At 42.0% G+C, this 22,410-nt stretch carries 20 protein-coding genes and 2 pseudogenes; 15 read left to right on the top strand and 7 right to left on the bottom strand.

The window, feature by feature from the left end:
- Positions 1–14 precede the first annotated feature (14 nt).
- Both RMZ42_RS01500 and RMZ42_RS01495 read left to right on the top strand, forming a co-directional pair.
- Positions 15–236 carry a hypothetical protein gene (locus RMZ42_RS01500; RefSeq protein WP_322669719.1) on the top strand — a complete coding sequence of 74 codons (222 nt, stop codon included), beginning with the start codon at positions 15–17 and terminating at the stop codon, positions 234–236.
- 15 nt (positions 237–251) lie between these two features.
- Complete coding sequence (locus RMZ42_RS01495; protein ID WP_322669718.1) at positions 252–791, top strand: DUF1877 family protein; 540 nt, start codon at positions 252–254, stop codon at positions 789–791.
- 81 nt (positions 792–872) lie between these two features.
- Here the strand turns inward: RMZ42_RS01495 and RMZ42_RS01490 are convergent, their stop codons facing one another.
- On the bottom strand, positions 873–1,430 hold the full coding sequence (locus RMZ42_RS01490; RefSeq protein WP_322669717.1) for a Uma2 family endonuclease: 558 nt from the start codon (positions 1,428–1,430) through the stop codon (positions 873–875).
- Between the two features lie 122 nt (positions 1,431–1,552).
- Here RMZ42_RS01490 and lysS point away from each other — a divergent pair, with 122 nt between their 5' ends.
- On the top strand, positions 1,553–3,076 hold the full coding sequence (gene lysS, locus RMZ42_RS01485; RefSeq protein WP_322669716.1) for a lysine--tRNA ligase: 1,524 nt from the start codon (positions 1,553–1,555) through the stop codon (positions 3,074–3,076).
- A 218-nt stretch (positions 3,077–3,294) separates the two neighbouring features.
- On the opposite strand, the gene purF is transcribed toward lysS, so the two are convergent.
- The 3 genes from purF to RMZ42_RS01470 all read right to left on the bottom strand — a co-directional run bounded on the left by purF (position 3,295) and on the right by RMZ42_RS01470 (position 8,797).
- Positions 3,295–4,794: an amidophosphoribosyltransferase gene (gene purF / locus RMZ42_RS01480; RefSeq protein ID WP_322660504.1), complete on the bottom strand. Its 1,500-nt coding sequence runs from the start codon at positions 4,792–4,794 to the stop codon at positions 3,295–3,297.
- Between the two features lie 344 nt (positions 4,795–5,138).
- The gene (purL, locus tag RMZ42_RS01475) at positions 5,139–7,535 is read right to left on the bottom strand and encodes a phosphoribosylformylglycinamidine synthase subunit PurL (RefSeq protein ID WP_322669715.1); all 2,397 of its coding nucleotides are present in this window, start codon (positions 7,533–7,535) and stop codon (positions 5,139–5,141) included.
- A 776-nt stretch (positions 7,536–8,311) separates the two neighbouring features.
- Positions 8,312–8,797 carry an allophycocyanin subunit alpha-B gene (locus RMZ42_RS01470; protein WP_094348587.1) on the bottom strand — a complete coding sequence of 162 codons (486 nt, stop codon included), beginning with the start codon at positions 8,795–8,797 and terminating at the stop codon, positions 8,312–8,314.
- Positions 8,798–9,069: 272 nt separating this feature from the next.
- On the opposite strand from RMZ42_RS01470, the gene rlmD reads away from it, so the two are divergent.
- The gene (gene rlmD / locus RMZ42_RS01465; RefSeq protein WP_322669714.1) at positions 9,070–10,440 is read left to right on the top strand and encodes a 23S rRNA (uracil(1939)-C(5))-methyltransferase RlmD; all 1,371 of its coding nucleotides are present in this window, start codon (positions 9,070–9,072) and stop codon (positions 10,438–10,440) included.
- Positions 10,441–10,866: 426 nt separating this feature from the next.
- Positions 10,867–11,316, top strand: coding sequence for an anti-sigma regulatory factor (locus tag RMZ42_RS01460; RefSeq protein ID WP_322669713.1), 450 nt, complete (start codon positions 10,867–10,869; stop codon positions 11,314–11,316).
- Between the two features lie 68 nt (positions 11,317–11,384).
- Here RMZ42_RS01460 and RMZ42_RS01455 read toward each other — a convergent pair whose 3' ends face one another.
- Entirely contained in the window at positions 11,385–11,663 is a 279-nt protein-coding gene (locus tag RMZ42_RS01455) for a DUF6439 family protein (protein WP_322669712.1), read from the bottom strand.
- 111 nt (positions 11,664–11,774) lie between these two features.
- On the opposite strand from RMZ42_RS01455, the gene RMZ42_RS01450 reads away from it, so the two are divergent.
- The 5 genes and pseudogenes from RMZ42_RS01450 to RMZ42_RS34615 form a co-directional block, all read left to right on the top strand.
- Complete coding sequence (locus RMZ42_RS01450; RefSeq protein WP_322669711.1) at positions 11,775–12,137, top strand: hypothetical protein; 363 nt, start codon at positions 11,775–11,777, stop codon at positions 12,135–12,137.
- A 2-nt stretch (positions 12,138–12,139) separates the two neighbouring features.
- The gene (gene asnS / locus RMZ42_RS01445) at positions 12,140–13,531 is read left to right on the top strand and encodes an asparagine--tRNA ligase (protein WP_322669710.1); all 1,392 of its coding nucleotides are present in this window, start codon (positions 12,140–12,142) and stop codon (positions 13,529–13,531) included.
- 83 nt (positions 13,532–13,614) lie between these two features.
- Entirely contained in the window at positions 13,615–13,845 is a 231-nt protein-coding gene (locus RMZ42_RS01440) for a DUF2281 domain-containing protein (RefSeq protein ID WP_229456950.1), read from the top strand.
- Positions 13,839–14,207 (top strand): type II toxin-antitoxin system PemK/MazF family toxin, encoded by a 369-nt coding sequence (locus tag RMZ42_RS01435; protein WP_322669709.1) that lies wholly within the window; start codon positions 13,839–13,841, stop codon positions 14,205–14,207. Before RMZ42_RS01440 ends, RMZ42_RS01435 begins: the two co-directional genes overlap by 7 nt.
- 44 nt (positions 14,208–14,251) lie before the next feature.
- Positions 14,252–14,371 (top strand): annotated as a pseudogene (locus RMZ42_RS34615) (amino acid--tRNA ligase-related protein); the annotation flags it as partial.
- A 127-nt stretch (positions 14,372–14,498) separates the two neighbouring features.
- Here RMZ42_RS34615 and RMZ42_RS01430 read toward each other — a convergent pair.
- Together RMZ42_RS01430 and RMZ42_RS01425 are read right to left on the bottom strand one after the other, a co-directional pair.
- Positions 14,499–14,852 (bottom strand): hypothetical protein, encoded by a 354-nt coding sequence (locus RMZ42_RS01430; protein WP_322669708.1) that lies wholly within the window; start codon positions 14,850–14,852, stop codon positions 14,499–14,501.
- A gap of 160 nt (positions 14,853–15,012) precedes the next feature.
- On the bottom strand, positions 15,013–16,305 hold the full coding sequence (locus RMZ42_RS01425) for a hypothetical protein (RefSeq protein ID WP_322669707.1): 1,293 nt from the start codon (positions 16,303–16,305) through the stop codon (positions 15,013–15,015).
- 142 nt (positions 16,306–16,447) lie between these two features.
- Here RMZ42_RS01425 and RMZ42_RS01420 point away from each other — a divergent pair, with 142 nt between their 5' ends.
- The 5 genes and pseudogenes from RMZ42_RS01420 to RMZ42_RS01400 all read left to right on the top strand — a co-directional run bounded on the left by RMZ42_RS01420 (position 16,448) and on the right by RMZ42_RS01400 (position 22,177).
- A complete protein-coding gene (locus RMZ42_RS01420; RefSeq protein WP_322669857.1) occupies positions 16,448–16,924 on the top strand; it encodes a chemotaxis protein CheW in 477 nt (158 codons plus the stop codon).
- A 21-nt stretch (positions 16,925–16,945) separates the two neighbouring features.
- Positions 16,946–18,217 (top strand): CheR family methyltransferase, encoded by a 1,272-nt coding sequence (locus RMZ42_RS01415; RefSeq protein ID WP_322669706.1) that lies wholly within the window; start codon positions 16,946–16,948, stop codon positions 18,215–18,217.
- 604 nt (positions 18,218–18,821) lie between these two features.
- Positions 18,822–20,486 (top strand): methyl-accepting chemotaxis protein, encoded by a 1,665-nt coding sequence (locus RMZ42_RS01410; protein ID WP_322669705.1) that lies wholly within the window; start codon positions 18,822–18,824, stop codon positions 20,484–20,486.
- Between the two features lie 347 nt (positions 20,487–20,833).
- A pseudogene (locus RMZ42_RS01405) lies at positions 20,834–21,451 on the top strand (methyl-accepting chemotaxis protein); the annotation flags it as partial.
- Between the two features lie 9 nt (positions 21,452–21,460).
- A complete protein-coding gene (locus tag RMZ42_RS01400; RefSeq protein WP_322669704.1) occupies positions 21,461–22,177 on the top strand; it encodes a chemotaxis protein CheW in 717 nt (238 codons plus the stop codon).
- Positions 22,178–22,410 lie beyond the last annotated feature (233 nt).

Here is a 22,410-nt window from a genome sequence, read left to right as displayed (position 1 = left end):
GAGATATAAATGGGATGGGTATTGTAGCTGAACTTAAGCAAATATCACCTTTAATGTTAGAGAATTTTCAAAGAGATTCTTCTCTATTGGATATATTTTTTAGTGTTAAGTATTTGCCTGAGTCTCACTTTTGGGAAGAAGCTATTTATATATCAGATAACTCACGGCTGAGTATACAGAAAGATTCAGAAGATAAATTTAAAAAATTTCAGTGGGCAGATAACCAACAAAGATAAAACACAAAAGCAGAGATGTTGAGGGAGTGGCAAATCTCAGAATTATCTTTAGGAAAATCGTGGCGTGAACTACATTTTTTACTAACCGGATATACACATACAGACAAATTATATTTTTTAGTAAGTGAAAATTCTCTAAATAACTTACCCAAAATTCCATTGAATAATTGGAGTTTTTTTAAACTAATTCATAAAATTATAAATAATCAACGGCACATAGAACAGTACACGATTCCTACGTTAGATATAGATCATTTACCCTTGGTGAATGTCATTATGGGTGGCACAGAAATAGGAAATAAAGAAGGTTATGGTAAACACAGATATTTACCACCTGATGAAGTGAGGCAAGTAGCTAAAGCTTTATCTGAACTTTCAGAAAATGGCTTTATAGCAAGGTATAAGCGAGAAGAAATTAAACAAGAACGAGTGAGTATTATAGATTGGTCAGAGTCGGAGACAGTAGACTACTTAATAGAATACTACCAAGAAATAATTGCTTACTACATAGAAGCAACTAATTTGGGAAATGCTATGTTACTTTATTTAACTTAATTATTTTAATTATGAATGCGATGTACAACTTATTCTTAGAATCCCACTTCTATTATTCCTCTAACCCACAGTCTGAGAGGCTTATGGAAACAGTTGATTAATCATGACTTCAATTTCTGGAAATGCAATCAAGGATAATGTTGCATCCTCCGGCAAAATAAATTCAAGATTGTAACCTTTCAAGCTTGGTTCGCGAAAAACATAAACCTGACGCTGATTCACATCCAAAATCCAGTAGTCATTAATTCCTGCTTTCGCATAAAGAGGCGCTTTGTGTTTACGGTCTGTTTCTAGTGTTGTATCGGCTATCTCAATGAGTAAAAAGATTTCATTCGGTGCAGGATGACGAGCAATGTACTTTCGCGCATCAATGCAGACAACAGCAATATCTGGCTCAGGTTCCGAGTATTCGCTTAACTGAATCGGATCTTGCACCCGAACTAAGGCAACTTCTGCTAGCAGCCGCTTGAGATAATCAGATGCACAAAGCGTTGTCGCTGCATGGGGAGGATTTTTGGCGCTCATCGGGATAACTTGCCCGTTAATCAGTTCTACCCGTTCATCCTCTGTAATAATACCCGTTTCAAACATCCGGTGATATTCGTTTACAGTCCACAGGCGCACTCTAGTTTGTGTCATTGGATTTCCTTTAGCGATACCTACGGTGGGCTACGCCTACGCGCATCACTTTTAGGCGATTATCTTTTACTCTCAACTTTGGCAGCATCTATAATTAATCTTGCCCTATTTAGTTCGTTACCATGTCGGAAGAAGATATCCGAGCCGCAAGGCTGGAGAAAGTAGAACAACTCAAGCAGCTAGGGACTAATCCCTACGCCTATCGTTGGGAATCCACCCATCATGCAGCGCAGTTGCAAGAAAAGTTTGCCGATTTATCCAGTGGCGAAGAAGTTGATTTGGAAGTTGCCATAGCTGGACGCATTATGGCGCGTCGCGTTTTCGGTAAACTGGCTTTTTTCACCTTGCAAGATGAAACCGGTACAATTCAGCTTTATCTGGATAAAAATCGCATCCAAGAAAGCATGGCAAATATTGATGCTGATGCCTTCAATCATTTAAAACAACTCACAGATGCAGGCGATATCCTGGGAGTTAAAGGTACTATTAAACGGACTGAAAAGGGCGAGTTATCTGTCTACGTTAAACAATATACTATCCTCACAAAATCCCTGTTGCCCCTACCCGACAAGTGGCATGGATTAACGGATGTTGCCAAGCGTTACCGTCAGCGCTACGTTGACTTGATTGTAAACCCGGAAGTACGGCAAACTTTTCGCCGTCGCGCTCAAATTACTGCTGGTATTCGTCGTTATTTAGAAGAACGGGATTTTCTGGAAATTGAAACGCCAGTTTTGCAAAGTGAGACTGGGGGTGCAGATGCGCGTCCATTTATCACCTACCACAACACTTTGGAAATGGAGTTGTATCTGCGAATTGCCACAGAACTCCATCTCAAGCGGTTAATTGTGGGTGGTTTTGAAAAGGTGTTTGAATTGGGGCGAATTTTCCGCAATGAGGGAATTTCGACTCGACACAATCCCGAATTTACGACGATTGAAATTTACCAAGCCTACGCCGACTACAACGATATGATGGCGTTGACTGAAGGGATTATTACTACTGTCGCCCAAGATGTACTCGGCACATTACAAATTACCTACCAAGGGGAACCAATAGATTTAACACCACCTTGGCGGCAGGTGACAATGCACGATTTAGTTAAAGAATTTACAGGCTTGGATTTTAATTCGTTCCAAAGTTTGGAAGAAGCAAAAACAGCAAGTAAAAATGCTGCTATTCCTGGTATAGATGAAGCCCAATCAATTGGTAAGTTACTAAATTTAGCCTTTGAAGAGAAGGTAGAAGCTAATTTAATTCAACCTACCTTTGTAATTGATTACCCTGTAGAAATTTCGCCTCTAGCAAAACCTCACCGTTCTGTGCCTGGTTTGGTGGAAAGATTTGAGTTATTTATAGTCGGGCGAGAAACTGGGAATAGTTTCTCAGAACTTACCGATCCCATCGACCAAAGAGAACGTTTAGAAGCACAAGCGGCGCGGAAAGCTGCTGGTGATTTAGAAGCCCAAGGTGTAGATGAAGACTTTCTCACCGCTTTGGAATATGGGATGCCGCCTACAGGTGGTTTAGGGATTGGGATCGATCGCTTGGTGATGTTATTAACTGATTGTGCCAGTATTCGGGATGCGATCGCTTTCCCTTTACTCAAGCCAGAAAAATCAGAATCATCCTCAGAAGAATCCTAATCTTACACCCCATTCCTTAATCCCCTCCTCGCTTGCGGGGCTGAAGTGTACACACATCCTGTCAATTAAGCCCAAACCTTGGATTTACCCCCCTTAATCCCCCCTTGCAAAGGGGGGAAATCCGGTTCTCCCCCTTACCAAGGGGGAGTTAGAGGGGATGAGAAGGACTTGTGTGTACACCGTAGCTTTGGCGGGGTGGGGTTCTTCTGTTGAAGCCCTTATACCACTACCTTTTCTAAGATCAGCTTAGAACGTTTCACTTGCTCAGGAATCGTCACGGGATAATCTCCGGTAAAGCAGGCAGAACAGAAACTATTGGTGTCTTCTCGTGTCGCTTCTAGCATTCCTTCCCAACTCAGATAGGCAAGGCTGTCTACTTCCAGTTGCTTGGCAATTTCTGCTACTGACTTGGTAGCAGCAATTAGCTGATCCTGAGAATCGGTATCGATGCCATAGAAGCAGGGATGAGTTACAGGCGGAGACGAAATTCGCATGTGTACCTCTACTGCACCTGCTTCACGTAAGGTTTTGACTAGTTTACGGCTGGTAGTACCCCGTACAATCGAGTCGTCTACAATAATTACTCGTTTACCTACCAGCACATCTTTGAGGGGGTTGAGTTTCATCCGCAGACCCGATTCGCGCATGGTTTGGGTTGGTTGAATGAAGGTTCGCCCAACATAGCGATTTTTAATCAGTCCTTCGCCGTAAGCGACACCAGAGGCTTGGGAAAATCCAATAGCAGCAGGTATACCAGAATCAGGAACACCAAAAACAATATCGGCATCTACAAAAGATTCTTTAGCTAGCTGGTGCCCTAATCGCATTCGATAGCTGTACAAACTCTCGTTGTGCATGACGCTATCAGGGCGGGCAAAGTATATCATTTCAAAGATACACAATTTCCGCTCAGATTTTTGACTCCAATGATAAGAAGCTAAACCTTCTTCAGTAATCCAAACTAATTCACCTGGTTCTACGTCTCGCAGGTATTCGGCTCCAATGATGTCTAAACCACAAGTCTCCGAAGCCAAAACGTAACGGACTGGATTACCTGCCAAAGTGCCGATTACTAAGGGGCGGATTCCATTAGGATCGCGGACACCCATAACGCCGACGGGAGTGCCAATAACTAAACTAAAGGCTCCTTGGCAACGTTGAAATGCCTGAATTCCACCTTCTAGCCAATCAGCGCCCGTATCTATGGCTTCTGCGATCGCAAAAGCGATCATTTCTGAGTCTGTTGTTGTGACTAAGTTACATTTATTCTCAAGCAACTCTTGACGCAATTGCACTGTATTGACTAAATTACCATTGTGTGCAAGAGCTATTGAACCTAAACGGGTTTCTAGTACTGCGGGTTGGGCATTAACTTTGCGGCTAGAACCTGTGGTGGAATAACGAGTGTGACCAACAGCAAGACTACCGGGCAATTGATCCAAGACAGATTCATTGAAAACTTGAGATACCAAACCCATGTCTTTATGGAGATGTACCTTTGTCCCCTCAAAGGTGGCAATACCAGCTGATTCTTGACCCCGATGCTGGAGGGCATACAATCCAAAGTAGGTCAGTTTAGCAACGTTTTCTCCTGGGGCGTAGATGCCAAAAACACCACAAGCTTCTTCTGGCTTGTCAGGTTGATTTTCATGACTATTGATTGGGTTGTTGGTCTGGTCGGGGTATTCATCCGAAGTGACAGAATGAATAGAAATCATGCTAGCTTTGCTCCTGGTGGGGGGTCAATCAATTTTGGATTTGAGACTTCGGCTACGCTCAGTCGAACGATTGACGATTTTGGATTGATCGCACCGTGTAAAGATGCGGCTTGGGATTTTAGAATGGCTATTTTAGATTTTTTGCCCAGTAAGAGCAAGATATGAACTAGAAGCAATGCCCCTAATCCAAAATCTAAAATTCAAAATCTAAAATTGGTAGTCAGTCACTGGGATTATTAGATGGCTGGGGAGTTCTTAACAAATCTTTAACCATCCATTAAAACAGTACCCTAATTTTGCTCAGAGACGCTAATAGTTGTGAGTGAAGTCTAAATACTCAGCATTCAGCGCTCAGAAGTAGTGGTATGGATGGCGAGACGTTTGGCGATCGCATGGGAATAGCGATCGTTCATATCTTCGATACTAACTTTGATTAAGGTTTGGTTATCAGTGGTGAAAACCCCTAAACCCGTCTCAAAATTACTAACTACACCCAGTTTTTGCCACTCTTGACCGAGATGTTCCTGTAAATATGATTCCCAAATTTCTTGTTGTGCTGATCCTACAGAAACTAAAATTCTGGCACCACCTTCGGCAAACAACACCTCGTCAAGTCGGTTTAACTGTGTTTGCGCTATTTCTAAATTGATTTCGGCACCAAGGTTGCCAGCAAGACAAGATTCGGCTAGTGCGATCGCCACTCCTCCCTCAGCAGAATCGTGAGCTGAACGTACCCAACCATTACGAATTCCTTCACGACAAACTTTTTGGACGCGACGTTCCAAGTCAAAATCAACCCGTGGTGGTTTTCCGGCAACAGTATTGTGGATAGTAGCTAAATACTCAGATGCTCCCAAACTGATTTGAGATGCCAGAGGCAATCCCAGAAGATAAATCAGATCGCCGGATGCTTGCCAACCTTGACCACAAATTTTGGTTAGATCGGGAATCAAGCCCACCATACCGACAACAGGAGTGGGATAAATGGGTTGTGGGATGCCTTGAGAATCAAGAGTTTCGTTGTACAAAGAGACATTTCCGCCTGTGACTGGTGTCGCCAATTCTCGGCAACCTTCCGCCAAACCGCGACAAGCTTCTGCCAATTGCCAGTAACCAATGGGTTTTTCTGGAGAGCCAAAATTCAGATTATCCGTCACCGCCAAAGGTTCAGCACCCACACAACTAAGATTGCGTGCAGCTTCTGCCACCACTGCCTTAGCTCCTTCGTAAGGGTCAAGATAAACATAACGAGGATTGCAATCTACCGTTGCCGCCACACCGCTTTGGGCATTGAGGGTTTCCTTGTCTCCTTGTCCTCCTTGTCCCCTTGTCCCCTTGTCCTCTTCCAAAGGGCGTAAGCGGATAACAGCCGCATCTGCGCCACCTGGAAGCATTACTGTATTATTTTGTACCTGATGGTCATACTGACGATATACCCAATTTTTAGAAGCGATCGTGGGTGTATCGAGCAAAGTTAAGAGAATATCATTCCAACTTTGCAGTCCTCCTGGAAGTTCTATTCCAGCAGTTGTGGAAGGAGGTAGGGAATCAGCAGTCCATTCCCAAGCTTGACGCGCATATTCTGGTGCTTCTGCCAATAACTCCCGGTTATACAGTGGGGTATTTTCTGCCAAAGCTTCAGCGGGAATTTCTGCTGCTACTTTACCCTGAAAGAGAATTCGCACAATAGGATCGGCGATAACTGTCCCAGCAACAACGGCTTGAAGTCCCCAACGGTGGAAAATGTCGATTAATTCTTGCTCGCGCCCTTTATGAGCAACAAACAGCATTCGTTCTTGAGATTCCGAAAGCAGATATTCATAGGGAACCATCCCCGTTTCTCTGACGGGAATTTTATCTAAATCTAGTTCAATTCCCACACCGCCTTTTGCCGCCATCTCTGAGGTAGAACAGGTGATTCCCGCAGCTCCCATATCTTGGGCGGCGACAACTGCACCCGTTTTAAACGCCTCCAGACAAGCTTCAATTAACGACTTTTCCAAAAAGGGATCGCCCACTTGCACAGCAGGGCGATCGTCTATGGATTGATCGCTCAATTCTGCACTAGCAAAACTCGCGCCTCCCATACCATCGCGCCCAGTGGTGGAACCAACATACAGCACGGGGTTGCCTAAGCCAGATGCTCCAGATTTGACGATTTCTGAGGTTTCCATCAACCCCAATGCCATAACGTTCACCAGAGGATTACCAGAGTAAGCAGAGTCAAAGTAAACTTCGCCGCCAACGGTGGGTACTCCCACACAGTTACCATAATGAGAGATTCCTGCCACCACACCGCTAAACAGCCGTTGAGTTTTGGGATCTTCTAGGGAACCAAAGCGTAACGAGTTTAATAGAGCAATGGGACGCGCACCCATTGTAAAAATATCTCTGAGAATACCTCCGACTCCTGTTGCAGCTCCTTGAAAGGGTTCGACTGCTGAGGGATGGTTGTGAGATTCAATCTTAAAAGCTAGTTGGAGTCCATCACCCAAATCTACAACACCAGCATTTTCACCAGGCCCCACGAGGATGCGGGGGCCATCGGTGGGAAATTGTTTGAGTAGAGGTCGAGAATTTTTGTAACAGCAATGCTCAGACCACATGACACCAAACATTCCCAGTTCAGCTTTGTTGGGATGACGGCCTAGCCGACGGACAATTTCTGCGTATTCTTCTGGTTTAAGACCAACAGCCGCAATTTCTTGGGGGGAAAAAGCTGGTTTTGAGGTTGCAGTCATGGAAGTAATGCACTCTGGGGGGACAGAGCATTATTCTATCGATTTACTTGCCCTGTAAGTACAGTTCTTAATTGAAGCGCGATCGCTCTTTAATTTAAACTCTAACTAAATACTTGTATTTCCATGTTGGTAAATAATTGGTAGAAAATGCTTGTGCAGCCTTTTTTACAAGCAAACTTATTTCTTTGATGGAGGAGTAGTAAAACCCCAGAATGCACTCAACAGGATTATTTCGACCATGAGATAGACAAGATGAAGATCAATAGCACACAAAATGCTTTAGTCTGTAAAGATAACTTTATTTTTTAATCTTGGTGAAATTTCTAGCTCCTTTACTTACGTGAGTCTAGTCTCACTCAGAGATTATTCGGGTATATGCAGTTTAGATGTAACAATCAAGTGACGAGAATCACACATATCGATGATTAAGATCGTCCCCCAGCGATCGGTAACTAGGCATAATTAATGACAACTGAACTCTAGCCGAGTCATTAATAGGGAACACACTTAATAGCCGACAGTCTTAATCAAGGACTGTCGGTTTTTTGTATTTGTCATTAGTCATTGGTCATTGGTCATTAGTCAAATGCCCCATGCCCATATCCATAAAATTTCCCCACAACTGGTTGGTAACTTGACAGAGATTTTGCCACAGCCACTACCAAATGTGGGGAAGGTACGATCAAATTGGGGATCTTATGCCTATCGAGTGCTAATGTTTCGCACTCACTCTAGTAGACCGAAACTATATTCCTAGAACCAGCACACACTTTGTCTTAAGACATCGCTTGAATGATGTAATCAAAGTAAGGTGCTGCTTCGGCAGCGTCTTCCGCACTCAGTAAGCTAAGGGAGGCTGTTTTGAGGGAATTAATCGCTTCTACCATTCCAGGCACGGGAACGCCCAATGAATTGTACATTTCCCGCACACCAATCAAACCAATTTTTTCGATTGGCTCTTTGTCACCGGCAAGTACACCATAAGTAATTAGGCGTAAGTACCAGCCAAAATCACGAATACATAGAGAGCGTTGGCGTTCGCCGTAAGCATTACCTCCAGGGGAGATAAAGTCAGGACGCTTCTGCCAAAGTTGTTTAGTTGCTTCTTGAACTATCTTCTTTTCGTTTTCAGCTAAGGTAGCCGCAATCCGCGTCCGTTGTACACCGGTTTGCAAAAAGTCTTTGATATTTTTAAGTTCGCCACTGCTGGGATAACGCAGTTCGTCGTCGGCTTTGAGAATAACTTGGCTAATTACAGTCATGATTATTGAAATCACCTGAAATATTATCTGTTAGTTTAGCGAGTTGGAGGTACACAAGTGAAGGGATAGGAGCTACTTATGTATTGAATTTATCTATTTGGGGGAGTGGGGAGCAGGGGAGCAGGGGAGCAGGGGAGGCAGGGGAGGCAGGGGAAGAAGAATTAATAACTAATGTCCAATACTTCGACTTCGCTCAGTACAAGTGCCCAATGCCCAATGCCCAATGCCCAATGCCCAGTAACAAATGACAAATGACAAATGACAAATGACAAATGACTAAAATAATTTGGCAACAGGGTGAATTAATTGAAGTGACGATCGCTAACCTGAGTGATACAGGTGATGGTGTGGGACGCGCTGATGAGCGTGTAGTGTTTGTCCCAGATACTGTCCCAGGCGATCGCGCCATTGTCCGCTTGGTACACGTTAAACCAAAATACGGCCACGGTAAGCTCCAAGAGCTATTGGAGCCATCCCTCCACCGTATCCGACCTAGCTGTATTGTGGCGGATAAGTGCGGCGGTTGTCAGTGGCAGCATATTAATTATGATTACCAGCTAGTAGCCAAACAAAATCAAGTTATCCAAGCTTTGGAACGTATTGGCGGTTTTATCCAACCACCAGTAGATCCGGTACTTGCTGCCCCTTCTGCTTTGGGCTACCGTAACAAATCTACATATCCTCTCTCGCTATCGGCAACAGGACAAGTACAAGCTGGTTACTATCAAAAAGGTAGTCACCAATTAATTAATTTAAATCAATGTCCAGTCCAAGATGCGCGATTAAATCCCTTACTTGCCGAAGTTAAGCAGGATATTCAACAGCAAGGTTGGCAAATTTACGACGAACACCGCCACCAAGGAAAAATTCGCCATCTCGGTTTACGCATTGGGCGATACACTGGGGAAATGTTGCTGACTTTGGTGGTAAAGGACTGGAATTTATCAGGAATTGCAACCCAAGCCCAGGAATGGTTAAAGCGCTATCCGCAGTTAGTCGGAGTGTCGCTCAATCGCAATAGCGATCGCACAAATGCTATCTTTGGATCAGAAACCCGTTGCATTGCTGGAGTCCCCCACCTGCGTGAAAATTTTGCTGGACTGGAATTTCAAGTACGCCCAGATACATTTTTCCAAGTGTATACCGAAACAGCAGAGGCACTATTACAGGTAATTCAATCAGAACTCAATCTTCAAGGGCATGAGTTCCTAGTTGATGCCTACTGTGGTATTGGGACTTTAACTTTACCCCTGTCCAAAAAAGTACGAATTGCTACAGGATTAGAAGTGCAACCAGCAGCAGTAGAACAAGCAATTTTGAATGCCCACCGCAACGGAATTGATAATGTGACTTTCCTTGTCGGGGCAGTAGAGAAATTGCTTCCCCAAATGGGCACAATACCAGAAGTAGTAATACTCGATCCGCCACGTAAGGGGTGCGATCGCGCAGTCATAGACACTTTACGGCAATTGAAACCATATAGGATCGTTTACGTCAGCTGTAAAGTAGCTACCCTCGCCCGCGACCTGAAATTGCTTTGTCAAGATGGGCAATATACCATCACACGGGTACAACCTGCTGATTTTTTTCCTCAAACTGCTCATGTTGAAGCTGCCGCCTTTCTTGTGTTATCACATTGTTGACAAGGTTAGTAATTCCTTCAAAAAAACTGAAATTTGAAATTTTTAGTCTAGTGCATACTAAAGATGCTAAAATTGAATTAAGCGAAAAATAAAAATTCATTTTGTTTAAATAAATTCAAGTAGCATAGGTTCTGAAAAATATGAAGAAGATTGTGTGAATGATAAATCGGCAACTAATTAGAGTATGCCAATACTCTCTAAAATTAACAGCATATTCTTAATTTGCTGACCTCATTATCAAATTTCTTCCAGCCGATATATCTAAACAATCGCAATTCATAGTTATAGAGCCAATGCTCCCTAGCATTTTCAAAATTTAGTTTTAAAGACGCAAGTTTGAAGGCAGCATGACCACCTCAAGTTTTATCAGGGTGACTGTAATAGCAAACTGATGTCTAGCTAACTGAAAGCTATGGGGTTTCTCTTGTGATTACTATTTCACTCCGTCCAGTTGGACGTTATTGGGGCACTATTAGTTTTGCCTCAACCCTCTACCTTTGTCCCATATTAGACTTATTGTTGGCAGAAATTCCAGCAAGATTACAAGCAGAACTGCGGCTAGGACTTCAAGAAGCCCTAGTCAACGCAGCTAAACATGGTAATAATCTCGATCCGAGTAAAACAGTTGTAGTTCGTTTTTCCGTAATAGATAATCAATATTGGTGGATAATATCAGACCAGGGTAGTGGTTTTACTCCTTCATCTACTAGTAATGAAGAACCAACAGACTATCTTCCACCAGATGAGTCAGAAAATGGTCGTGGTTTATGTCTTCTACATCAAATTTTTGATCGGGTAGAGTGGAACCGAAAAGGCACAGAATTGAGACTTTGTAAACAAATGGAAAATCGCCGGGGATTATCTCTGCGGCGGTAACTTAGTTAGGAGTTAGGAGTTAAAAGTTAGGAGTTGAGTAATAATTCATAACTCCTAACTCTTAACTTTTAACTTTTTCCGTGAGTTTGACAGGGAGGGGCAGAAATGGAGCGATCTAACCAACCAACTGCTTGTTGTAATCTAGCTTGAGCTTCTTCTGGCTGATTCTTTAAAAGATACACAATAGCTGCTGCCACTTGTTCATTAGCGCGGGAATTGCGGTTAGACTTGAGGCGATGCCAATCGTTAGGGGAAATAGTCAGCCTTTCCATGAGGGCTTGAGCTAGTTCCAGAGTACTAAATTCATTCAGTTGACTGGTTTTAGGCAGCTGAGTAGATTGAGACATAATTATGAGTCCTTTGTCTTTTGTCCTTCGTCCTTTGTCCTTCGTCCTTTGAAAAATTACAAATGACTAATGACAATTGATTAATATTTAATTTTAGTTTACTACTTGTAAATGAAGCCGCCAAAACAATCACAGCCGTCAGCAGAAAATCCCGAACCAGATTTTGAACAAGAATTAGAAGAAGTAGAGCGATCGCTCCTATCCTTAAAAGAACGTTACGATCGAGTGCAGCGCGATCGCCAACAACAGGCACAATGGCAACAGCGCCGGGATCAACTAAAGCACAATAAATCTCAGACACCAGAAATCAAAGCAGAGTTACGGCACATTCAACAGCAGTTGGAAAGGCTAGAAGTGAACTTAGAAAGCCAGTTATTTTCTTGGCGTAGCCTCAAAAAACCTTTCTGGCAAGTCGTCCGCTTTGGTGGAATGGGCGTTATCATAGGCTGGATATTAAAGTCTTATGCTGGGTAAATATGGTAAATCGACGAATTGCAGAAATATTGCGAAGTGGCCAACCTGATGAGTCTCTCCTAGTTCAAGGCTGGGTGCGGACGAAACGTGAGTCAAAAGAGTTTGCTTTTATTGAAGTCAATGACGGCTCATCACTAGCTAATTTGCAAGTCGTCATTAATCAGGATTTGCCAGACTATGAAGCTATTTTGAAAAAACTGAATACGGGTGCTGCTGTGGAAACGACAGGGGTACTAGTGGCTTCTCTTGGTAAAGGACAGAGGATTGAGTTGAAAGCCGAGTCCGTGAAAGTTTTCGGAGAAGCCGATCCCGATACATATCCCCTGCAAAAGAAACGCCATTCCTTTGAGTTTCTGCGAACCATTGGACATTTGCGATCGCGTACCAATTCCTTTGGTGCAGTTTTCCGCGTCAGAAATGCTTGTTCGACAGCAATTCACCAATTTTTCCAACAAAGAGGCTTTTTGTGGGTACACACACCCATCATCACCGCTAGCGATTGCGAAGGCGCGGGTGAATTGTTTAGCGTTACCAGTTTAGATTTAAAGAATATTCCCCGCACAGAAAATCAAGCAGTAGATTACAGCCAAGACTTTTTTGCTAAACCCACATATCTAACAGTTAGCGGCCAGTTAGAAGCGGAAGTTATGGCGATGGCGTTTAGCAACGTCTACACCTTCGGCCCTACCTTCCGTGCAGAAAATTCCAACACCTCCCGCCACCTAGCAGAATTTTGGATGGTTGAGCCAGAAATGGCTTTTTGTGATCTAGAAGGCGATATGGATTTAGCTGAGGCGTTTCTCAAGCACATTTTTAAATATGTGTTGGAAACGTGCCCAGAAGATATGGAGTTTTTCAATGAACGCATTGATAAATCTGTGTTGGCAACAGCCGAAAATATTATTAATAATCAGTTTGAACGGTTAACTTATACAGAAGCGATCAAACTTTTAGAAAAAGCTGATGTTAAATTTGAATATCCAGTGAGTTGGGGTTTAGATTTACAATCAGAACACGAACGTTACTTGGCTGAACAATTATTTAAAAAGCCTGCGATCGTTACAGATTATCCAGCGCAAATTAAAGCATTTTATATGCGCTTGAACGACGATGAAAAAACCGTCCGCGCAATGGATATTCTCGCACCCAAAATTGGCGAAATTGTCGGTGGTTCCCAGCGCGAAGAACGTTTAGAAGTATTAGAACGCCGCGTGTTAGCGCAAGGATTAAAGCCAGAAGACTTGTGGTGGTATCTTGATTTGCGTCGTTACGGTACTGTTCCTCATGCGGGTTTTGGACTAGGTTTTGAACGACTCGTGCAATTTATGACTGGTATGGGAAATATTCGTGATGTGATTCCGTTCCCGCGTACACCCCAAAGTGCTGAGTTTTAGTTTAAATTTTAGACCTGGCCATTTCTAATCGCCAGGTTTTTGACTTTTGTGGATAAACAGAAATCCATCTGAGAATATTTATCATGAGCATACAAGACCAAACTATTGGTAAAATCCGGCAAATGCCAGAAGCTTTAGTTCAGGAAGTAAGTGATTTTATCGACTTCCTATTAATGAAGCATAGCGGTAAAAACTGGGAACTATGGCTTCAGTTTAGCGAGTCGTTAGAAATAGTAGAATCAGATTTTTCAGAATATTTATCTAATTTAGAAGATTATGAAGAACGCTTGGCGCGTGGAGAAATCCAGTGGTAGATATCTCAAGAGGAGATGTAGTTTTGTGCGATCTAAATCCTGTTATTGGTACAGAACAAGCAGGGATTAGACCTGTCGTAGTAGTGCAAATTGATCGGGCAAATGCTGTTAGTCCCCATACCATTATCGCACCATTCACCTCAAAAATTAGACGTGCTATTTTACCCTCTCATGTGTTTGTACCTGCTGGCATCGGTGGTTTAAACCAAGATTCTGTTGTGCTTTGTGAGCAACTTCGGGTTGTTGATAAATCAAGAATTATCAGAGTGATTGGTCATTTGGATGATAATTATTTAGATGAATTAGCAATAGCTTTATGTACTATCCTTGGATTAAGGATTATGAACAATGATAATGATTGATAAATATTAGGTATTCTCAGATCATTTATTTATATAGTTATTGAACTGTTCACCATACGGGTTTTGGGTTGGGTTTTGAATGACTCGTGCAATTGATGACGGGTATAAGAAATATTCGTGATGTAATTCCGTTTCCGCGTACACCACAAAGTACTGAGTTTTAGTTTGAAACCCAGGCGATTATAAATCACGTCTACACAAACTAAGTCCGTCTGCGCGGATTAATAAAAACTTTGAAACCTGCGAATGCGGGTTTTGCTTGTATAGTTATGTATTTTATAAAACGATTAATTAAAATTCAGATTTTTGAATCTCCTCTTGTAAAACTTGAATTTCTTCAATAGATAATTCAGTAACTTGAGCAATTTGCTCTAAACTCATTCCAATTCGCAATAAATTTAAAGCCAACTTTCTTGTTGTTTCTGCTTTGCCTTTGGCTTCGCCTTCTTCTAGGATTTGTTGATAAATAACTGATTCGCGCATAATCTCACTCCTTAAAATCTTGCTAATTACATTTTTATTTAGCACTAGACCTGCTAAAATGCTACTGGCAGTAGCTATATTTCTTTGTAGCTGGCGATGCCTGCGGCGGGCTACGCCTACGCTAATTGCTTCAACTGCTTTGGCTACTTCGGTTAATACCAATTAAGTGTAATAAACTATTTGATAAAATCTGTTAACATCTGTTCTTGTGACCCTGATATCCTGAAAATATGTTAGTTAATCCTCCATAAGATTTTTCTTGGATAAACTACCAGTTATTTGTAAATAATGTGTTCTTACTTCGGACGTTATTTACAAGTCGCTACAAGTATTTAAGGGACTCTGGCACTCCCCAAATTTTAATTGTTCTATCAATGCTATAACTAGCAATGAAGTTACGATCGCTACTCATGGCAACATAACCAATTGGCGCTGTATGCCCCTGCAATGTACATAGTTTTCTGTTCATTGCCAAATCCCAAACAACTATTTCGTAGTTGTCTGTACAGTAGATTAAAACTCTACTATCTGAACTCATAAGGCAAGGAGCAACACCCGAAGATGTATAGAGAATGCGATCGCCGATCAATTGCCACACACACACCTTTTTTTCCCGGATTCCGCAAGCCAAAATTTGCCCATCAAAGCGATTTGCAAGTCCATTCACTGTCATAGCAGGTAGATTATCCAATGTTTGAATAAGTTCTCCTGTTTCGGTATTCCAGAGGTGTAGCTTATTCTGCAATCTCTGCTTGAAATATGCAACCAATAGTTTTCCATCAGGAGTGAAGAGAAGGGGTGATATATAGTTACCCAAAGGCAAATTCCCAAGAGGTACTAAAGCCCAATCCTGAAATTGATGATGGAAGCGACGAGTATAGGTTTCATAATCCCAAATCTCTAGCTCTCCTGTTTTCCCCACAGTATAGCCAGTGGCAAGCAATGGCTGTTTAGTTGAGCAGACAGCCAAGCAATGGGGAGCGGTTTGAACAGTATTCATAAGGTAATCGGGATAAGTGCCAATTGGCTCTTGTGTTTCTGTATCTAATGGCCAAAGAAAGTGCTGAAAGCTAATGATACATACTTTTCCGCTTTTGCCTAAACCAAATTCGTGAGCCATCGCCAGATCAAAATCTTTCTTACTTTGACCTGTTTCCAAATGCCAAATATTAACGAAAGATTGCTTATAAGACAGATCCCAGTAGCAAATAAGGGTGTTATTGTAGTCTGCAATCGCAAAATAATATGGATGATGTTGTTCAGGTTTGTAGCAATCTAGATTAAATTCCGTCAAGGTATGCAGGCATTGCATTTTTGCAAAGGGCAGATAATTCCATAGGGCTTGTTCAGCAGTAGCTTCGCTGCTGTAGGACAATAACAGCAAAGCTGATTCCCGCACTTCTCTGACGCCATCGCCCAATGCCTGGATTACTAAATCAATTCCTTTGTGCCCATATTGAAATGCTTCTAAAAGAGCATCCACTTTTTCTTTTGTAGAAGCACCGCGCAAACGATATCTAATGCCCTCTAATCCCTGTATTGCTGGACTAGAAGAAGAAACTAAGTCGTGTTCTCTCATCACGTTACTGTTATCTGTGGGCTTTTCAGAAATCATCTCGCAAACACTAAAACTCTGACAAAGTAGCATATAGTTTTTAGAATATGCCTGCAATAAATTTCTCATCACCGTAGGATAGGCGTCTTGCATAGCCTACAAGGAATACAAAAGCTAGCAATGGAGATGTAAATTAGTGTTAATGTTACTTCTCAACATTGGGAATGAGCGATATGCCATAGAAAGCCGACAGGTTGTAGAAGTAATACCACTTGTTGTACTCAAAAGTTTGCCCCACCAGCCTGAGCATATCGCTGGTGTTTTTAACTATCGCGGACGCATTATACCAGTAATCGATTTATGCCAGTTGATGCGTGGTAAACCCTCCAGTGAGTATCTGAGTACTAGAATTGTCCTAGTTAATTATTGGGGGAGTAATAATGCAGAACTTCAGGCTCCCTATATTTTGGGTTTGATGACAGAACAAGTTGTAGAAACATTACACCAGTCTGAGTCTGAATTTGTTGATCCCAATATTCAGATAGATATAGCGCCATATTTGGGCAAAATGATTGTAGATGATCGAGGGATGATTCAGTGCCTTCGCATTGAGTACTTGTTGTCAGAAGCGCAGCAAGTCAATCTCTTGCCAGAAAGTCATCACAATACTAGATTTTAGATTGGTCTGAAGACTCTATAAATGGCACAATCTGTTATTCAAGCTTTACTAAAAAGCAAGATTGGTTTAGATGCAAATTCTATTGGTGCTGATGCGATCGCTAGTGCAATTTATCAACGCATGGCAGATTGCGGCATCACGGATATTGCTCACTATCTAGGGAAGTTACAGGGATCTACCCAGGAATGGGAAGCACTGATTGACAGTGTAATTGTTCCAGAAACTTGGTTTTTTCGAGAACCAGAGTCTTTTGCATTTCTGAAGCATTATGTATTATCTGAGTGGTTGCCAAAAAATCCCCAAGGCGTATTGCGGGTTTTGAGTGTACCCTGTGCAACGGGTGAAGAACCATATTCTATTGCGATCGCTCTTTTGGAAGCAGGATTAAATCCAACAAACATTCACATCGATGCTGTTGATGTTAGCAACAAGTGCCTATTAAAAGCCCAACGAGCAATCTACAATCAATACTCGTTTCGCGGCAATAGCCAATCGTTTCAAGAGCGCTATTTTCAGGCAACTGAGGCAGGATATCGCCTGTGCGAACAGGTAAGATGTATGGTGAATTTTCTGCACAGTAACTTAGTAGATACCGATTTTTTATTGGGTACGCCGCCCTATGATATTGTCTTTTGCCGTAACCTGCTGATTTATTTTGATAGTGCTACCAAGGTACATACTATTGGAGTTCTAAAAAGGTTGCTAAACCCGCAAGGTTTGCTATTTGTTGGACATGCTGAAGCTTGGTTAATATCGAAAACTGAATTTGTTTCAGTTCGTCAAGATTCAGTAGTTGCTCATCGAAAGTCCCCAACGTGCGAAAATATTCGCAAAAATCATCATCCCAATCTTCACAAACAAGACTTTACAAGCAAAAATATCGATGTTCTCAACAAGCGACAACTACCCAACAAAAACCATTCCAAGTTTGCCGCACAACCGAGATTGAATCTTCCTCCTCAAAACCCCATATTACCAAAAGACCTGAAGGAAAATTTGTTAGAAACAGCCAGAAACTTAGCTAATCAAGGTCAGTTGAATGAAGCTGCTAAATTATGCAACGACTATCTGAACCAAAATCAGGTCAGTATTGAAGCGTATCTTCTACTTGGTCAGGTACAGCAAGCAATGGCGCAAAATGAGCAGGCGGAACAATCTTTTCAAAAAGCAATCTACCTGCAACCTACCCATGAAGAGGCACTTATTCATTTGGCATTACTCAGAGAACATCAAGGAAATGCTGGTAGCGCAAACATCCTTTGGCAGCGAATTCACCGACTAAAGAAGAAGTGAAATCAGGATAGCGCTTAATAATTTGTTTCAAAATTGAATATGCAAACTGTTAATCTCGTTTACGATCTGGGAACTCTAAGAATTGCAAGTGTTTCAAAAGACTTTTGACATCATGTTCAAAAATCTTTACAACAAATGAATAAGTCATAAAGGCTTATATCTATATGAGCCTAACCGTATAACCCAATCTGGTTTAGTTAAGGGTTACTGGCAACAATTTTGGGTTTTCGAGACGCGATAAATCGCCGTCTCTACAAGTATTTTGTTGCTTATTCTGAACTGTATTGCTATGTAACCTTCATCTGCCTCTGGCAAAATTTACTTTTGCAAAAAATCTAATTGGCGAATTGGGTAAACCTCAAGCAATTTCTATCCATCCAGAAACGTACATTAAAACCTCATCCATTTGGAAACTTGGAGTAGTGCGGACATCTTGCCCGCTAATATCAGCAGGAAGCAAGATACTCCCACTACTTTAAAAATATGGTTATCAAAATAGATGTGGTTTAGTATAGCGTGGTGGAAATAGTTATCCAATTTAAAAAGCTGATTTTCGCATTTTACCTAATACACCTATTTGGAAAAAGTCAAACATCAAAAATATATGCAACAAGGAATTAGAATTAATCAATTTGTCATTGGTGGATTTGGAATCATTGTTATCTTAACAGGTATTGCTAGTTTTGTGGCTAAATCAGCAAACGATTCTCTAGCTAATTCTGCTACTTTAGTAACGCATACCTATTCAGTTAAATTGGATTTAAAAGAAATTGAAAAAATTTTAGTTGATGCTGAAACTGGACAAAGAGGATTTATTATTACAAACAAACAACAATATTTAGAGCCTTATAAAATTGCTAAAAATAACCTGAAGGATAAATTTAAATATTTAAGACAAAAGATTTCAGACAATCAAAAGCAAGTCCAGAGTTTAGATAAATTTGAGGAATTATCCCAAGAAAAGATGAGCGAGTTAGAAACAACGATCGCTCTCAAAAAAGCTGGTAAAGAGCAAGAAGTACTAGCTCTGATTCTTTCAGATAAAGGTAAAAATATTATGGATGCAATCAGACAAAAGCTTAGTGAGATGCTGCAAACAGAAGGGCAACTTTTAGAAGAGAGGCAAAAGCAAGCAAGTCAATTTCAGGCATTTGCAAATTCCGTTAATTTCGCTACTTTCTTCTGTATTATGATTGTTGCATTCATTGTCTCACTGGTTATTGTCCGCATTCTCAGTCTTTCTTTGAGTCGCTCTTTGCAGTCAGCATTTAGTCTAGCAGAGCAGGTTTCTGCCGGTGATTTGACAACCCAGGTTGAAGTTACCTCAGATGATGAAATTGGCAAGTTAATGGCTGCATTAAAAAATATGATTGCTAACCTGAATACCCTTGTCCGTCAGGTGCAAAATTCAGGTATTCAGGTAACTACTTCGGCTACTCAAATTGCTGCTTCTGGTAAACAATTAGAAGCGACGATTTCTGAACAAGTAGCCTCTACGAATGAGGTAACTGCTACTGCCAAAGAAATTGCTGCAACTTCTAGGGAACTAGTAAATACTATGGAACAAGTTGCGACTACCTCACAAATCACGACGACGGCTGCTAGCACTAGCCAAAAAGATTTGGTTCGTATGGAAGCCACTATGCGGCAGTTGGTAGAAGCCACTAATGCGATCGCTGCTCGACTGGGAGTAATTAGCGAAAAGGCGAATAACATTAACAACATTGTTGTCACAATTACGAAAGTGGCAGATCAGACAAATTTGCTGTCGTTAAATGCGGCTATTGAAGCCGAAAAAGCTGGAGAATACGGTTTGGGTTTTGCGGTTGTTGCTAGAGAAATTCGCCGACTGGCAGATCAAACTGCTGTTGCGACTCTCGACATTGAACAGATGGTAAAACAGATGCAATCGTCAGTCTCTACAGGTGTGATGGAGATGGACAAATTTGCTGCTGAAGTTGGACGAAGTGTAGAAGATGTTGCCAGCATTAGTTCTCAAATTGGGCAAATTATCCAACAAGTGCAAGACATGGCCCCTCACTTTGAGTCTGTGAACCAAGGTATGGAAATCCAGTCAGTGGGAGCGCAACAAATTAGTGATGCGATGGTGCAGTTGAGTAGTACTTCAGTGCAAACGGCGGATTCTCTGCGGGAAATTAATCATGCCATAGCTCAACTCAATCAAGTTGCTCAAGGATTACGTCAAGAGATTGCCCGCTTTCAGGTGAAAACAGAATATTCTAGTTTAACTCCTCAGCAATCAATTTAATCAACAATTGAGGAAATATTTCAATACTTTTAGATCGTCAGTAAAATCTAGTTTCTGAACTAAACTACCTACTTAATAATTTGTTTAAAAATAAAAATACAAACTGTTCATCTTGCTTGTGATTTGGGAATTCTAATAAACGAATGAATTTTACAGCAGCAGAGGAACAATAGGATATCCAATGTTCAAGAACATCACCTTGCAAACACGGTTGATCGGTTCATTTTTATTCATAGGACTGATTGTATTCGTAATGGCCTTGCTGGCATGGTTCGTTACCAACGAGTTAAATCAGTCAATTAACTCACTAACCTTGAATAACATCCCCAGCTTGTCTGGGGTATGGAAGATTAAGGAAGGCCACGAATGCGATCGCAGCTCGATTGGGAGTAATTAGCGAAAAGGCAAATAGCATTAATACTATCGTCGTCACAATTACTAAGGTGGCAGACCAAACGAATCTGCTGTCGTTAAATGCGGCGATCGAAGCCGAAAAAGCTGGAGAGTATGGCTTGGGCTTTGCTGTTGTGGCTAGAGAAATTCGCCGACTAGCAGATCAAACCGCCGTTGCTACCCTCGATATTGAACAGATGGTGAAGCAGATGCAATCGTCAGTCTCTACAGGTGTGATGGAGATGGACAAGTTTGCCGCAGAAGTTGGGCGGAGTATAGGAGATGTTGCCAGTATTAGTACACAGGTTGGGCAAATTATCCAGCAAGTGCAAGACCTGAATCCGCGATTTGAGTTTGTCAACCAGGCTATGGAAACCCAATCTGTGGGAGCGCAACAAATTAGTGAGACGATGGTGCAGTTGAGTAGTACCTCTGTGCAAAGCACGGATTCCTTGCGGGAAATTAATCATGCCATAACCCAACTTAACCAAGTAGCGCAGGGATTGCGTCAAGAGATTGCCCGCTTTCAGGTGAAAACAGAAGACATTATACCCCTGCACCAATTCTCTTGAGCAGCCCTTATGAACCCCGCTACGCCATTAAATATTGAACGTTGTTGGAATTTTATCGGCATTGAGGGCGATCGCTCCTGTCCGCAATTAGCCACTTATACCCATTGCCGCAATTGCCCCGTTTACTCTACTGCTGGACGCTATTTGCTAGAGCGCTCCATATCTGAAGATTATCGCCATCAGTGGACTGAGTTACTGGCTAAATCTAGAACTGATGAAAATTCCCAGATATCCCATACTTTAACCACCACTCAAATCACAGTTGTGATTTTTCGTCTGCAACGGGAATGGCTGGCGCTTTCTGCCCAAATCTTCAAGGAAATTTCTCTTTCTAGCGTGGTTCATACCCTACCGCATCGCAGCAACCAAATCTTGCGCGGATTGGTAAGTATCCGAGGCGAATTGCTATTGTGTATTTCTTTGAGCGATCTTTTGAATCTGGAAACTGCCGATACAGCAGTACAAACGCTCAGTTCAGTGGTGTATTCGCGCATGGTGGTGCTGGAAAAGGCAGATAAAACTTGGGTGTTTGGTGTAGATGAACTTTATGGATTACACCGACTTCACCGGGATGAGTTACAAGATCCGCCTAAGAGTCTGACTCAAACTTATACTAAAGGGTTATTTCACTGGCAACCTGGCGGATCGCAAATGGAGCGATCGCACAGTGTTAGCTATTTGGATGATGAATTGTTATTCACCACCTTAGCTAGGAAGGTGCTGTAATCAAAGACCTAACCCCCCAACCCCCTTCCCTACAAGGGAAGAGGGAGCTAAACTCCCCTCTACTCGTAGGCTACGGTGGTGTACACAAGTCTTTTAAAGTTGCTGCGGAACGTAGGGTGGGTTAATTTTTGTAGGTCGATGCAACAAAGGTGCGAGTCGATACAACAAACGTGCAGGGCGATGCAACAAAGGTGCGAGTCGATACAACAAACGTGCAGGGCGATGCAACAAAG

Origin of the sequence: Nostoc sp. DedQUE05 (assembly GCF_034530955.1) — a bacterium.
Lineage (GTDB): Bacteria > Cyanobacteriota > Cyanobacteriia > Cyanobacteriales > Nostocaceae > Nostoc.
This window is presented reverse-complemented; position numbering and strand designations above follow the sequence as displayed.

Bases quoted from the DNA above. Each gene is read 5' to 3' on its own strand.
- RMZ42_RS01500 (WP_322669719.1), top strand. From the start codon at position 15: ATGGGTATTGTAGCTGAACTTAAGCAAATATCACCTTTAATGTTAGAG.
- RMZ42_RS01495 (WP_322669718.1), top strand. From the start codon at position 252: ATGTTGAGGGAGTGGCAAATCTCAGAATTATCTTTAGGAAAATCGTGG.
- RMZ42_RS01490 (WP_322669717.1), bottom strand. From the start codon at position 1,430: ATGACACAAACTAGAGTGCGCCTGTGGACTGTAAACGAATATCACCGG.
- lysS (WP_322669716.1), top strand. From the start codon at position 1,553: ATGTCGGAAGAAGATATCCGAGCCGCAAGGCTGGAGAAAGTAGAACAA.
- purF (WP_322660504.1), bottom strand. From the start codon at position 4,794: ATGATTTCTATTCATTCTGTCACTTCGGATGAATACCCCGACCAGACC.
- purL (WP_322669715.1), bottom strand. From the start codon at position 7,535: ATGACTGCAACCTCAAAACCAGCTTTTTCCCCCCAAGAAATTGCGGCT.
- RMZ42_RS01470 (WP_094348587.1), bottom strand. From the start codon at position 8,797: ATGACTGTAATTAGCCAAGTTATTCTCAAAGCCGACGACGAACTGCGT.
- rlmD (WP_322669714.1), top strand. From the start codon at position 9,070: ATGACTAAAATAATTTGGCAACAGGGTGAATTAATTGAAGTGACGATC.
- RMZ42_RS01455 (WP_322669712.1), bottom strand. From the start codon at position 11,663: ATGTCTCAATCTACTCAGCTGCCTAAAACCAGTCAACTGAATGAATTT.
- RMZ42_RS01450 (WP_322669711.1), top strand. From the start codon at position 11,775: ATGAAGCCGCCAAAACAATCACAGCCGTCAGCAGAAAATCCCGAACCA.
- asnS (WP_322669710.1), top strand. From the start codon at position 12,140: ATGGTAAATCGACGAATTGCAGAAATATTGCGAAGTGGCCAACCTGAT.
- RMZ42_RS01440 (WP_229456950.1), top strand. From the start codon at position 13,615: ATGAGCATACAAGACCAAACTATTGGTAAAATCCGGCAAATGCCAGAA.
- RMZ42_RS01425 (WP_322669707.1), bottom strand. From the start codon at position 16,305: ATGATTTCTGAAAAGCCCACAGATAACAGTAACGTGATGAGAGAACAC.
- RMZ42_RS01420 (WP_322669857.1), top strand. From the start codon at position 16,448: ATGTTACTTCTCAACATTGGGAATGAGCGATATGCCATAGAAAGCCGA.
- RMZ42_RS01415 (WP_322669706.1), top strand. From the start codon at position 16,946: ATGGCACAATCTGTTATTCAAGCTTTACTAAAAAGCAAGATTGGTTTA.
- RMZ42_RS01410 (WP_322669705.1), top strand. From the start codon at position 18,822: ATGCAACAAGGAATTAGAATTAATCAATTTGTCATTGGTGGATTTGGA.
- RMZ42_RS01400 (WP_322669704.1), top strand. From the start codon at position 21,461: ATGAACCCCGCTACGCCATTAAATATTGAACGTTGTTGGAATTTTATC.